The 14042-nt window shown below is 45.5% G+C and carries 11 protein-coding genes; 6 read left to right on the forward strand and 5 right to left on the reverse strand.

Annotation, left to right across the window (positions count from 1 at the left end):
* Positions 1-326: 326 nt before the first annotated feature.
* Complete coding sequence (locus tag D9X91_RS15595; RefSeq protein ID WP_121681573.1) at positions 327-2240, reverse strand: N-acetylmuramoyl-L-alanine amidase; 1914 nt, start codon at positions 2238-2240, stop codon at positions 327-329.
* A 207-nt stretch (positions 2241-2447) separates the two neighbouring features.
* Entirely contained in the window at positions 2448-3122 is a 675-nt protein-coding gene (locus D9X91_RS15600; RefSeq protein WP_407644199.1) for a spore coat protein, read from the reverse strand.
* 282 nt (positions 3123-3404) lie between these two features.
* Between D9X91_RS15600 and D9X91_RS15605 the strand changes: the two genes are divergently transcribed.
* Together D9X91_RS15605 and D9X91_RS15610 are read left to right on the forward strand one after the other, a co-directional pair.
* Positions 3405-4673, forward strand: coding sequence for a metal-dependent hydrolase family protein (locus D9X91_RS15605; RefSeq protein ID WP_121681622.1), 1269 nt, complete (start codon positions 3405-3407; stop codon positions 4671-4673).
* A gap of 94 nt (positions 4674-4767) precedes the next feature.
* Complete coding sequence (locus D9X91_RS15610; RefSeq protein WP_121681574.1) at positions 4768-5940, forward strand: hypothetical protein; 1173 nt, start codon at positions 4768-4770, stop codon at positions 5938-5940.
* A gap of 297 nt (positions 5941-6237) precedes the next feature.
* Here the strand turns inward: D9X91_RS15610 and D9X91_RS15615 are convergent, their stop codons facing one another.
* Positions 6238-6672 (reverse strand): DUF2269 family protein, encoded by a 435-nt coding sequence (locus D9X91_RS15615; protein WP_121681575.1) that lies wholly within the window; start codon positions 6670-6672, stop codon positions 6238-6240.
* A gap of 15 nt (positions 6673-6687) precedes the next feature.
* Entirely contained in the window at positions 6688-7038 is a 351-nt protein-coding gene (locus D9X91_RS15620) for an ASCH domain-containing protein (RefSeq protein ID WP_121681576.1), read from the reverse strand.
* Between the two features lie 119 nt (positions 7039-7157).
* On the opposite strand from D9X91_RS15620, the gene D9X91_RS15625 reads away from it, so the two are divergent.
* Positions 7158-7787 (forward strand): LysE family transporter, encoded by a 630-nt coding sequence (locus D9X91_RS15625; RefSeq protein WP_121681577.1) that lies wholly within the window; start codon positions 7158-7160, stop codon positions 7785-7787.
* A 71-nt stretch (positions 7788-7858) separates the two neighbouring features.
* Positions 7859-8611: a YqcI/YcgG family protein gene (locus tag D9X91_RS15630; protein ID WP_121681578.1), complete on the forward strand. Its 753-nt coding sequence runs from the start codon at positions 7859-7861 to the stop codon at positions 8609-8611.
* On the opposite strand, the gene D9X91_RS15635 is transcribed toward D9X91_RS15630, so the two are convergent.
* Entirely contained in the window at positions 8612-9949 is a 1338-nt protein-coding gene (locus tag D9X91_RS15635; protein ID WP_121681623.1) for an amino acid permease, read from the reverse strand.
* Positions 9950-10111: 162 nt separating this feature from the next.
* On the opposite strand from D9X91_RS15635, the gene D9X91_RS15640 reads away from it, so the two are divergent.
* Positions 10112-10699, forward strand: coding sequence for a DUF1989 domain-containing protein (locus D9X91_RS15640; RefSeq protein WP_121681579.1), 588 nt, complete (start codon positions 10112-10114; stop codon positions 10697-10699).
* A gap of 398 nt (positions 10700-11097) precedes the next feature.
* Positions 11098-13938, forward strand: a complete 2841-nt coding sequence (gene dacB, locus D9X91_RS15645) for a D-alanyl-D-alanine carboxypeptidase/D-alanyl-D-alanine endopeptidase (protein ID WP_121681580.1) — start codon at positions 11098-11100, stop codon at positions 13936-13938.
* Positions 13939-14042: the final 104 nt, after the last annotated feature.

Here is a 14042-nt window from a genome sequence, read left to right on the forward strand (position 1 = left end):
AATTTACGAATAAAGCGTGAAGATATCGCTCAAAAGTTAGCAGAACCATGAAGATTTCCTGCGAACAGCTATAATTTTCATCAACTGTTATTGAAAAAGGGAAAATGAAAGGTGGATTGCATGTTTGAAGATAAAAAGTGAAGAGCACCAAACAAAATATCTTCGAAAAATGGGAAGATATCTTCGAAATTCTGATTTTATCTCCGAAAACTCCTCATTTATCTGCGAAAATCCAGAAATATCGATTATTTTACAAATTTCGACATCATTTTTTTGCTCGGTGCACAAAAATACCTGCCCCTGTTAAAGGGGCAGGTTGAATCCGTTTATCTTACAACATCCACATCGGATGCTTTCACAAAAGCATAACGGTGATTGAAGTGGATGCGATAATATTCTTCATTGCCGTAGACCATTTTATGGACGCCGTAAGGTGAAAGGGTGTAGACTTTGGCGTTATAGTAGTCTCCTTTGACCTTTTCCTCTGCGGCATAGACTTGTCCTGCCGTAATCGAATATTGCAGCGGTAACAAGGATTTCGGCGTAACATCTTCTGGATATGCAGATTCTTCAGGCCAAGCTGCACCGTAGACCGGAATGGAATCTATCCCTTCTTTCGGCGTCACCATCTTCAGCATTTTGCCCTCAACGCTGTTTTTGTTGTGCGGGTTATAGAACCACGCTTTTTGACCTGCATACCAGATGGCATCCCAGTCGCCTTGACTGTCCGCCAATACATACGTTTGGCCGGCTTCGGCTTTATTTCCCCAATTCAATGCTTCATCGTACCGCGCATCAGGAAGGGCCGCATCTGTGATTGTAGGTGCATCGAAGCTTGGTTCTGTATACAAGTAGACGAAGTTGGTCGAATGCTCGCGCAGATTTCCATCTTCCACGTCGACAATTTGTTTATTCGTTTCAAAATGCGGCTTCAATGTCACGATTTTTTTCGAACCATGTTCCGGCTTCAGCGGTGCACCTAGCAGCTCGAAATAATGCTCCCAATCCCAGAAAGGACCCGGGTCAGTATGCATTCTGCTTTGAGAATAAGGCGACAGTCCCGGCACCTCGCTGTGGCTTAAAATATGGCCGCGGTCCAATGGAATATGATATTTAGTTGCTAAGTATTTGACCAGCTTGGCAGAAGCCCGGTACATCTGCTCACTGTACCAATCTCCCCCTTGAAGGGCATATCCTTCATGTTCGATACCGATGGAGTGCATATTGAAATACCAGTTCCCTGCATGCCAGGCGACATCTTTGTTTTGAACCATCTGTGTAATCTGCCCGTCGGCTGAACGGATCACATAGTTTGCCGATGCACCGTAAGGGTTGGCAAACAAATTGATGGTCGGTTCGTATTCCACTTCGGTGTCATGGATGACGATATAGCGGATGTCAGGGCCGAAGTTAGGGCGGTCTGCGACATCGTAGTCCGTATAGTTCCCAGGATTGTCGCTAAGTTGCTCATAAAACGCCGGGATGAACTGGGCATCCACACCTTTAGGAACTTCAAGGCGGGGATCCTGCTTGTTTTTATGGAAATGGAAATTTTTTGTCGTTTCATGATTTTCTTTCACTGATTCAGGTTTGATTTGCAGACGTTGTCCATCGGTTGTCGTCCTGGACAGCCCATTTTGGATAGTGCTGTAGACTTCATCGGCAAATCCTGTGGCGGCCGTTTCTTCCATGGAACCACTGAATTTGGCGACGGCGCCGTACCAATCTTCCGTTTTAGCCGGAACTGCTCCAAGTGAATCCTTCGCATACTGTGCGAGAAGTGCTGCAGCGCCGCGAATATTCTCTGCAGGGTCTTTCTTCAGGACATCCGGGTCTTCATTGATTAGCTTGGCCGCTTGATCCAACGTATGCTGGCCGGGCTGGCTGCTCAGCTGAAACGAATGTGCTTCGTCCAGCCCTTTATCGTTTTGAGTCAGTTGATCGACTTGGGTCAAGTGCATGACACCATATCCGCCGGACGTGCTTGGCTTGCCGTCGTGCTGCTCCCATCTAGTGAGATTGTAGGATACGGCAAGAAGAATTTCTTCCGGCACACCAAACTCTTTTGCCGCTTTCTTAAATGCCTCCTGTAATTGTGCTGGATCGACCGCTGTTTTTGCAAATGCTGTATGTACGGTTGCAGCATTGGGCACTGAGACATTCCCAACCGGGAATAATACCGCTGCGCTTAAAGCAATGGCCGCGGTGAATTGCCCCGTCTTTATCCATTTTCTTTTCAAAAGATAACCTCCCCTAAAAAATCGTATGGTTGCATTCTTCACAGGAATTCTTTAGCAAGAAGGTTTTTCCTTTAATATTTTTTGAAAATTACAAAAATGAACACATTATACTACAACAAAAAAAGGAATTTATAGGTAATTGGAAATGAAAAATGCGTAAGATGACAAAAAAAGGCGCCGAATCACGCGTGATTCGGCGCTCAACTATTATTGCCGGGGAAACTGTTGGTTCATCTGCCCGGGATTGGGCATTTGCGGACGCCCGGTGAAAGGGACGTAGCTGTTGGTCATTTGCATCATATCTTGCTGCGTCAATTGTGGAACTTGGTAATACTGATGCTTGTTTTGATAAAGAAAAATCTCATAGGCCATCTCAATGAAATTCGGTACATTGTCAGCAAGAACTCGGCGGACGACCGGATTCGTTACCTCAACCGAAGTCATCGTCAACAATGATGCGGTCGATTTGATCAAACCAAGCATATGGCCAGAAATTCCCTTGTCCTGGATTTCCATGATGGATTGGTTCGGCTTCTTCGGTTGCGTCGGCTTAATGCCGTAGGTGACGTTGTGGGATTGGCCCATGCTGTAGCTTTGAGTCGGATGGGAAGGATCTTTTCCGCTCGTGAAACATTCGCACGTTATGTTGTATTGATCCAGGATAAATTGGTATTGATGATCGAGAATTTGAAGCAGCTCGGGATCCTTCACAAATAAGCGGAACATCATATATTGATCCAGGACATTGATCATCCCGGCAATGACTTCGTGTAAATCAAAGACTTCATGCCCTCCATGGTTCATTTGCGGAGGAAGCTGGCTGGATTGACTTGTAGGGTTGGTGGAGCCCATTTGATTGTTTGGGTTAAAACGATTTTGCATAGTGTGATCTCCTTAACAAAAATTTTCATCGTCTTTAGTATGGACTGTCTCTCAAAAACATTGCCTTGAAAAATTTAGAATGTATTTGTTAACCCGCAAAATACTTCGTAGTTCGAAATAATCATTTTAAAAAGCTTCGATGCCCTAAACATCAACCAGCGCAAGGGTATCAGGAAAATGAATAATTTTTATATTTGGAATAATCAGAAAAAATATTCAAATAATGGACAGGCTATGGTAAAATCCTTTAACAATAATAGAAAATTGAGGAGTGTGGGAGTCGTGGCGTATAAATTGATAAAAAATGGAACATTGATCGACGGCAACGGAGGGGAGCCGATTCGAAATGCAGCGGTCCTCCTAAAAGACGGACTGATTGAATCTGCGGGTACAGAAGCAGAAGTGAAGGTCCCACAAGGCCAAGTGGAAGTGGTCGATGCGGAGGAAGGGTATATCCTTCCAGGATTCATCGACACGCATGTACATCTGATGTTTGAGATTGGGAAGGTGGAAGAGAAGCTGACCACGCCTTTCTCCTTCCAGTTTTATAAAGCGATTCAGCATATGAAGAGAACGCTCGATGCGGGTATTACCACTGTGCGTGATGCCGGGGGTGCCGACGCAGGTGTTAAAAAGGCTGTCGAAGATGGTGTCATTTCCGGTCCGAGGATGCAGATCAGCATCACTCCATTGACCATTACAGGTGGCCACGGCGACCAATGGATGCGTTCTGGGCTGGATGCAACCTTACATGGCTACCCAGGCAGCCCGGATGGACTTTGCGACGGAGTGGAAGAAGTAAGGAAAAAAGTTCGTGAGGTGCTCCGTGCGGGCGCTGACATCATAAAGGTCCATGCAACTGGCGGTGTGTTGAGCCCGACCGACCATCCCGAGTTTACACAATTCAGCCGAGAAGAACTGGAGGTTATCGTGCAGGAAGCGAAATATCGCCGCGGGCTCAAGGTGATGGCGCATGCCCAAGGGTCAGAAGGCATTAAAAATGCGGTCCGTGCAGGCATCCATTCGATTGAACATGGAATTTTCCTTGATGATGAAACGGTCGAATTGATGTTGAAACATGGTACCTACCTGGTCCCGACCTTGCTTGCCCCGGTTTCGGTATTGGAATCGGCTGAGAAAGATGGCTCCATGCCATCCTACGGTGTCCAAAAAAGCAGAGAAGTGATTGAAATCCATAAAGAAAGCATACGGCAGGCCTATCACGCCGGAGTCAAGATTGCGATGGGCACCGACGCAGGGGTTATGGCGCACGGTACAAACCTGAGGGAATTGGGGTTGATGTGCGAAATCGGTATGACTCCTATGGAAGCGATTGTCGCATCAACGAAAACTGCCGCAGAGTGCCTGGGTTGGGGCGATCGATTAGGAACGGTCGAAGCTGGAAAATATGCAGACATCGTGGTTGCCAAAACGAATCCGTTAACTGATATTCAATCATTGGAGAATAATGATCATATTGTGGCGGTCTTTAAAGACGGGGAGATTGTTAAGAATCTCCTCACAAAAGAAGCTGCAGTTCAGATTTCATAACCAAAAAAGGCTGGCTTTTTTAAGTCAGCCTCAACTTTTATCCGATTGCGGAAATGCTGTAAAGCGAAAAAGATTTTGAAGGGGGTCTTAGTTGATGAATGAACCGGTTATTGCAGTCATGTTAATGCTTTTATTAGTCGCCGCTGGAGAAGTGGTTTCAATCGTATCAAGAGCGAGGGTGCCGATGCTATTGGTGGTCATGCTAGGGTACCTTATGCTCATTTGGACGGGGGTCTTCCCAAAAACATTGCTCGAAAACGCCACTTTGGGGACGTTCGGAGCTTTGATGGTCGCTCCGCTCATCATTCATATGGGTACGATCGTTCCGCTTAGAGTATTAAAAAGTCAATGGCAGGCCATCGTTATTGCACTGGTCGGGATGCTGACGGCAACGGTCTTGCTGCTTGCCTTTGTAACTCCGCTATTCGGCTATACAGCAGCTGTCGCTTCAGCAGGACCCATAACGGGAGGAATCATCGCTTTCATCATTACTTCAGGGAAACTGAAAGCCCTTGGAATGACGGGCGTCATAGCCATTCCGGCGTTGATCATTGCGGTTCAAGGGCTGATCGGAATGCCGCTTGCCGCCTTTTTCTTAAGGAGGTATGCAGCAAAAGTGAAGGAGGCTATCGACCGGGAAGGAATGGAACAAGTCGCAGCTGCTGTGGAGACGGTGGAAGAAGCAGGGGTTGAAGGAACATCGCTCCTGCCTAAGAAGTATCATACACACTCCATTTTATTGCTGCAGTTATTCATAGGCGGAGCGATCGCAGTTCTGCTTGGAAAAGCGACAGGTGTAAGCTACAGCGTTTGGGCGCTCCTGATCGGGATCGTCGGTGCTTATACGAAATTCTATCAGCCGAAAATGATGGAAAAGGCCAATTCATTCGGGATTTCAATGGTTGCATTGATTTTTTTCATCGTCGCTTCGATGAATGACGTGACTCCTTCGATGTTTGCCCATTCGGTGGTAAAAGTATTTATCATCCTGATCATCGGCATCATTGGAATCATCGGTGGCGGAATTGCTGCAGCAAAATTTTTAAAGTGGGATTATAACAAAGGAATCGCTGTTGCCTTGACTGCGCTGTTCGGCTTTCCGGGAGATTATTTCCTGTGCGAGGAAGTGAGTAGAAGCGCCGCTGAAAAAGAAGAAGAACGCAGCCTTATTTTCAATGAAATTTTGATGCCTATGCTTGTCGGGGGCTTCACGACCGTAACGACTGCTTCGATTATCATTGCCAGCATTTTGATGAATACGTTGTGAGGCATAGTTTAAAAGTGAAATTCTTTTCAAAAGGCTCTGTTAAACGCCGCTGTTGATTTCTGCGGGCCGGCCGGGAGCGGCTTTTCCCTCCGCAGTCTTCTACTTGCACTCCAATCAACAGATGGATAGAGCTAATATCCAAAGACTTTCAGAAATTTGATAATATCTACGAAATTGGCCATTATATTTTCAAAAATCCTGATATTTCGATAACTCTACATTTGACGCCATGTTTCGACCATCAAAAAGGAATCATCAGCGGATGATTCCTTTGATTTTCGCTTCAATAAATTCTCTTCACCACAATACGGGTTTGGCTACCATAAGCCACAGCATGGCGAGGAGGAGCAGGATGTAAATCCAGATCGAGCGGCTCAGCTTCTTGGCCACCTCGGCTTCGTCTGTCTCTTGGATGCCGAATTGTTTAAGCAGGGGTGAAAAAGCCCGTGCCAAGAAATACAGTGAACAGATAAGGATCGCCACAGTTGTAAGGATCCATGGAGCTTTCCATGTCCATGGCGTCGCGAGGATGAGTAAGAGGCCGCTCACCACCAAAACGTGGCCGGCATGCTTCGCCAGACGGACAGCTGATCGAAAGGTTTGAATATGCGCCTGCTGTACATCCCCGTTCGTGTCCCTTAATTTTTTGACCATCGGAATCAGGATAAAGAAGGGGCCGATGGACATGATGACACTCAGAATATGAATGTAAAGTAAGATATGTGCAATCATTTTTCTCCCACCATATTAACCATTGACTGAACGGAATTCATGCACCCATACTCTCATGTGCGGCAGCCAAGGCATGCCGGGGTGATAGGAAAGGATGGTTTGTTTGTATTCTTCAACAGATTGAAAACCTTCCTGCTTGGCGTGATCGTCCGTCAATTCCCCCAATGCCTGCGAGTAAACCTTTTCGACAACGAATGAATGTCCTTGCAGTTCCATGATCTCGCCCACATCTGCATATCTTCCGTTTCTGCGAGTAGCGGTCTTCTTGCCGTCGATCACCTTTTGAACATCGTCTTCCTTTGTCACCAAACGTTCAATTGTACATGTTTTCGGCGGTAATTCTTCTATGTTTTTTTCGTTTGTCATGATTATGCCTCCTTATGTAAAGCTGACTATTCCTTATTTTATCACAGCAGCTTGTTCTACAATTCATCTCCTCAATAATACAATAAAACAAGCCGTTTTGTAGATGAAGGAGTGTTTGGATGAGTTTATTTTTCAGCTATATTTTTCTTGGCCTTTCATTATCAGCTCCGATCGGACCGATCAATGCCGCACAATTGGACAAGGGAATGAAATACGGATTCCTGCATGCATGGCTGCTTGGGTTCGGAGCGATGCTGGCGGATTTGCTTTTTATGATGGTTATATATTATGGCGGTGCCAACTTTTTTACGCTTCCATTCATGAAATCATTGTTGTGGAGCTTTGGCTGTTTTGTCCTTATCTACACCGGTGTTGAAAGCCTGAAAAGTGCAGGGGTGCTTCTCGAAGAGCACCAGACAGATAAGGAATCCCCCTTGAAAGCTTTTTCTTCGGGTTTTTTCATGGCGATTTCCAATCCGTTGAACATTCTTTTTTGGTTCGGCATATATGGATCGGTATTAGCAAAAACGGCTGAATTGAATCACGGGCGGTTATCCGTCTTTTTTCACAGCACGGGCATCTTTGTCGGCATTTTCCTATGGGATATTGCCATGGCTCTATTGGCAAGCATCTTCAGGAATACGATCAATCCTAGCCTGCTTATGTTCATGTCGAGGACGGCAGGATTCATTTTGATCGGATTTGGAATTTATTTCGGTTTTCACGCTTACGTACAAATTTTTATGTAGCAGGGACATTCACCCATTATAGCCCCCATTAATACGTTATAAGGTGACTATGATAGGGGTGGATATGCTTTATGGCAGTACTGTTGACCAAAACAGAGATTGAAAATGAGACTATTGCTTTATCGGATTGGCAGATCGAGGCCTTTCAATCTTTCAAAAAAATGATAGCTGACGAAGAAAATACGTATCCATGCGTACCTGGACGACAAGGGTTTCAATCGGATCAGCTTCGTTTCAGCTTTATTTCTGATCCACGACTGGATATTGCCGGCACTGAGCTCGCTGAAATATTGAAACAATATGGAGAAATCTCAAGGGAAACCGGAAAATATGCCTCGCTTGTGCTGATTTTTGAAACACCGGAAGATATAAAAAGAACTTTTGATATCAATGAGTATGAAGATCTTTTCTGGACATTGCTTTCTCAAGTCAGCCTGATGGACGAGAAGCGTTGGCCTGACGGAATTTCACAGGACCCTTCCCACCATTCATGGGAATTTTGCTTTCATGGCGAGCCTTACTTTGCCTTTTGTGCAACACCGGCTCATACACAGCGAAAAAGCCGCTTTTTTACTCACTTTCTTATGGCCTTTCAGCCGCGATGGGTGTTTGAACATATGAACGATCAAACATTGCTTGGTCAGAATATGAAAAAAATCATTCGTGATCGGCTTGAGAAATACGACGAATCTCCTCCACATCCAGCCTTGAAATGGTATGGACAGGAAGACAACCATGAATGGATGCAATATTTCCTGCGTGATGATGAAACTGGCCCTTCCAAGTGTCCGTTTCACAATATGATGAGAGCGGGTAAGAAATAACTATTTTGAGGCGGGAGGGGCCTTCCATGATCTTCTCGCCATGATGGTGACCAACGATATGATGATGATAAACAGCAGGCTGACCCAAAAACCAGTCCTGCTTGTTTTTTCAATTGTTGAACCAGAAACGGCGATGACAATCAGTCCGATAGCAGCCAGCGTTTTGAATTGATCCTTCCATTTCAGCTTGAGCAGCTTCCGTGCAGTGAAAATAATAAAAAGCCACGTATAAAGAAGCAGCAGACTGCCGGCAGTTGTTACATATTCATACATATGCTTCGGCAGGACAAGCGCCATGATAATGGATGCTGCGAGGCAGGCGGTCGTCATGCCCAAGGCAGGGAATGAAAGCTTCCCTACCGATCTAGGCCGGAATAATTTCGGTGCATCGCCGTCCTTGGATAAATTCATCAGCATCAATGTCACACAATATAAGGATGCGACCATTGTAGAAAAGCCGGCAATGATCAAGACCCCGTTGAATAGATTGACGATGATGGGAAAATCGAAATGCTTCAAGGCTGTGATGAATGGACTTTCGTCAGTCGTGAACGAAGTGAGCGGGACTAATAGCAATGCCAAGAAGACAGAACCAAAATAAAGAACCGACAACAGAGTGATCATCAATTTACCGGACTTAGGAGCTTCCTTTGGATTCTGTAAATTGGTGGCCATCAACCCGATGACTTCGATCCCCGCGAAAGCATAAAAAGCATAGATGAAACTCTTCCAGCCCCCCATTACACCATCCTTGAACAATGGGTGTATATGGTAGTGAGGCCTTGCTACATCGATGGCGCCGCTGAAAGTCAAAATAGCCAGAAGGATGAACATGACGATGGCTGCAATTTTGATTAATGCGAAGACACTCTCAGCTTTTTCAAAAATTTTGCCGCCTGCCCCTGCAACGATCAGACCCAAAACACCGAAAATGGCAATTAGCAGCCATAAGGAAATATGGGGGAACCAGTACTGAGCGAACAGCCCAAGGGCAGTCAATGTACTTCCGACAATCATGATTTCTGAAGACCAATAGATCCACCCGATCATGAACCCTGCCCAATGTCCGAAAGCTTGGGATGCATAAGTCCGATACGATCCATCCAAGGGTTGCTGCGCGATCAGCTTTGCCAATGCATCAAAAACAAAATACGTACCGAGGGCAGCCAGGACCAGCGTAAGTATGACAGTGTAGCCGCTCTCCTCGATGGCAATGCTGATCCCCAGAAAGAATCCGGTTCCTGTCGTACATCCCACTCCAAGCAAGGAAAGCTGCCACCACGTCAAACTCCCGCTGGAAGAAGGTTGTTGCTGTTTATGGATTCGATGTTTTACCATGCTGCGGCTCCTTTCTTTTACGAAAAAAAATTGTTTGAAAATGAGCGTTGGCTGCGAAGGAATCTCCCCTATAGCTTCAAGCAATTCAATACTTTTATGTATGAGTTTTTCCTGCGTACCGCATACTTGAAGAGAGGAATCGAGCACTGACAGGAGGTTCACATGAAACAGGAATTTTTTATAGAAGCAGAAAAAGGGCTTGCTTTTACGGTGAAAAAAGGCCAAATCATCACCGTCATAGATGTGGAAGGAGAGCAGGTTGTGGATTTTGTGGTCTATCGCGAGGGTGATGTATCTGAAAGGATCGACCCAGGTGTGACGATGGATGCCCTCCACTCGTATATGGTAAAACCCGGCGACATCATCTATTCCAATAAATATCGGCCGATCATGTCGATCGTGGAAGACAAGGTCGGACGGCATGACTTTTTCAACCCCGCTTGCCGGCCGGAGATGTATGAGCTGCTTTATAATAAAGAAAATCATCGAAGCTGCTATGAAAACTTAAATGATGCCTTTACTCAATATGGCGTTCCGAAACCGGATCAGCACTATCCGTTTAATCTGTTTATGAACACGGTGGTCAAGGATGATGGAACGATGAGTGTGGAACGTCCTGTCTCCAAGCCGGGCGACTACATCAAACTCAAGGCAGAAATGGATTTGATCGTCGGTGCATCTGCATGCCCTTGCAGCGAGAGTGCATGCAACGGTTATGTTTGCACGCCCATTAAAATCGTGGTGGAATGATGCCTGCGTTTGCAGGCTTTTTTTATTCGGCAGTTTTCGCTTACCCTTTTAATTTACAAATAAGTTCTTTTTATTAAGTCCTGTCCCGGATATCTACGAAATCTGGGCATATATCTGCGAAAATCCGAATATATCTCCGAAACAGGAAAGGATATGTGCGAAAATCCGTAAATATCGATTATTCGGGAACTTTCGACAAGATTTTCAGCTCACGGCAGAGAAAAAGGAAATTTACCCTTTTCTTAGGCACAAAGACATTCTCACCCTAGTACCAACTATTCAATTCTGAAAATTCAGAAGGTAATAACAAATATTTATTGAAATGTTAAATTTTATGAGGCTTTTTTCTCGGGTTATCAATAATCCAGGAAATTTGCGAAAAATAGGGGGGAAGTGTGTTGTTTAATAAGGGAAAAAGAGAACGCATCTCGATATTTATCATGTTTTCGTTAATGTTCATGCTGGTATCAGCCCCGGTTTCAGCTGCAAAGCAAAAATCGGATGACCGGCTGGCTGAGGTTTTACAGTCATATGTTGCTTGCCTTAAAGAGAATCCATTAAGTGAAGGAATGACAGCAGGCTATGAGGTTTATTCACTAGAAGATCATAAATCTGTTGCTTCCTTTAATAAAGAAAAGACGTTTGTTCCGGCCTCTGTTTTTAAGCTGCTTGTAACGGCGGCGGCTGTCGGGCTGCTGCCTGAAGATTTTTCAATCCCGACAAAAGTTTTTCTAGATGGAAAAGTGAATCACAGCGGGGTGCTCAACGGGAATATCGTGTTAAAGGGATTTGGCGATCCTACCTTGAGCGTGGAGAAACTAGATTCGTTGGCCCAAAGCCTTGCAGATCAAGGGATACATAAAATCAATGGCAATCTCATCGTCGATGAAAGCTATCTGGATGATCAAAGGCTGGGTAAAAACTGGATGTGGGATGACGAACAATATGACTATAATACACAAATGAGCGCATTATCCGTGAAAGAAAACACGGTTGATGTAACGGTGCAGCCGACAGAAATAGGGATGGAGCCCAATGTATCCATCGACCCTGCTCCAGGTTATCTCCACATCGTCAATCATGCCAAAACGGTGGAAGGAAGCGGAAGGGATCTTTCCATCACAAGGACGCGCGCAAAAAATGAAATCGTCATCTCGGGCTCCATCGGAAAGGATTACAGCCAAAGCGGCTATAAAGTCACAAGGACAATCGTCGATCCAGCTACATTTACAGGGACGGTTTTTCAAGATCTACTCCTCAAAGAAGGAGTCACCTTTCAGCCAAGTTCAAAAATTATGAAAGGAAAAGCGAGTAAACATGCAAAGCAAGCAGCGGTGGTCCAGTCGCCGGAGCTGGATGAGATGTTGACGTATATGGACAAAGAAAGCGATAACTTTTATGCGGAAATGCTGACTAAACAGCTGGGGGCGCTGAAAGGAGAGCAAGGTTCTACAACAGCCGGCATCAAAGTCATTGATCATTATGTTGAAAAGAAACTTCATGTGGACGAGGATTTTATCCAGGAGGACGGGTCAGGGCTAACCAGGCTCGATCATATTTCGCCCCATGCCTACACCCAGCTGCTTAGCGGGATGTACAACAGTCCCCAAGCTGATAGATTCATATCCTTTTTGCCGATAGCAGGAGTGGACGGTACATTGAAAAACCGGATGAAGGGAACGCCCGCCGAAGGAAATGTGAAGGCAAAGACCGGAAGCATGAGCGGGGTCAACTCCCTTGTAGGATATGTAAAAGCATCTGATGGCGAGATGTATGTCGTCTCCATTTTAAGCAATGGCATCTATAAAAGCGCGTATGCAAGGGGGCTGCAGGATGAGATTGCAGAAACCGTTGCAGGCTATCCCGGGCTGCCAGAACTAGAGAAGAAAACGATACCTGAAAACACCTATCCTTTATCCGGTCGATTTGATCCCATCCTGGATGAGGATGCTTATAAAGGAATCATCAAAGGAGCCGTCATTTATTCGACGAAGCAGAACAAAGTACTGTACGAACGTAATCCGAAAGCGCTTCTGACACCGGGAGCCAGCGTGAAGCTGTTGACAGGGGCAACTGCATTGGAGAAGCTTGGTGAAAATTATCAATTCAAAACGGAACTCTATACGAACGGAACACATCAAAACGGCACCCTTAAAGGCGACTTGATCGTCAAAGGATACGGTGATCCGACCATCACGACGGATGGATCAAACCCCGAAGGAAAAGGCCCTGCGCTCAAGCAAATGGCTGAGGATATCAAGAAGGCGGGGATAAACCGCATTCAAGGAAATATCATTGTCGACAGCAGTTTTTTCTCGGATGATGTTTATGCACCGGGGTGGACTTGGGATCATGAAAGTGAAGCTTATCAACCTCAAATTACGGCATTGTCGGTCGATCGAGGGGCTATTCGAGTAGGTTATGAGCCTGGTGCCGTTGGAAAGGGAATCCATGTATCCATTTCACCGGCAGTACCTCAAATCAAGATCATCAATAAAGCGACTACTGGAAAGCTCCATTCGAAAAATACATTAACAATTGAAAGGGATCGCGGGGAAAACACGATCCGCATCTCCGGGAACTTGCCTGCGGAATTCAAGAAAGGGCATAAGGATGTAGCGATCGAGCAGCCTGCGTTGAATGCAGGCTATGCGTTGAGTGTGCAGCTTGCGAAAGCGGGCGTCCATTTAAGTCCCGGCACTGAGGTTGTCAAAGCTGAAGTCCCTGCTTCGGCAAAGCTTCTTCATACGTATCAATCTTCGCCCCTATCTGAAATTGTTGACTCTATGAATCATGCCAATGATAATTTCACTGCAGAGATGATCGTCCGTACTCTGGGAGCTGCGAATGAAGGAAAAGGAACGTTTGATGGCGGCATACAAATGGTGCATCAGTACATGGAAGATATGAAAATCCCATCGAACTTTGATATGGCTGATGGATCGGGGCTGTCGCGTTATACCCAAATATCGGCTGAGGCTATCGTGCGATTATTGGCTGCCGAAACGAGGCGCCCAACGTTTGATGCCCTCTATCAATCACTTCCGAATGTTGGGGGGGAAGGATCGCAACCTAACGTCGGCATCATGGAAAATCGATTTGATATTCAAGGGCTGTCAGGCTATGTGAAAACAAAAGACGGCGACCTGTTGGCGTACTCATTGCTCCTTAATGGATACAGCAAAGCATCGCTCAGCAAACTCGTCGAGAAATTTGCTGAAGAGCTTGCCAAGGAATAATGGAACAGTCTCAGACTGTTAACAAAATGGATCGGGAGGAAGTCCTCTCGGTCCCTTTGTTATTTTTTAGCTGTTTTATTATAGGTTATTGTTTGTGGTTAAAA

The organism is Falsibacillus albus (assembly GCF_003668575.1).
Classification (GTDB): Bacteria; Bacillota; Bacilli; order Bacillales; family DSM-25281; genus Falsibacillus; species Falsibacillus albus.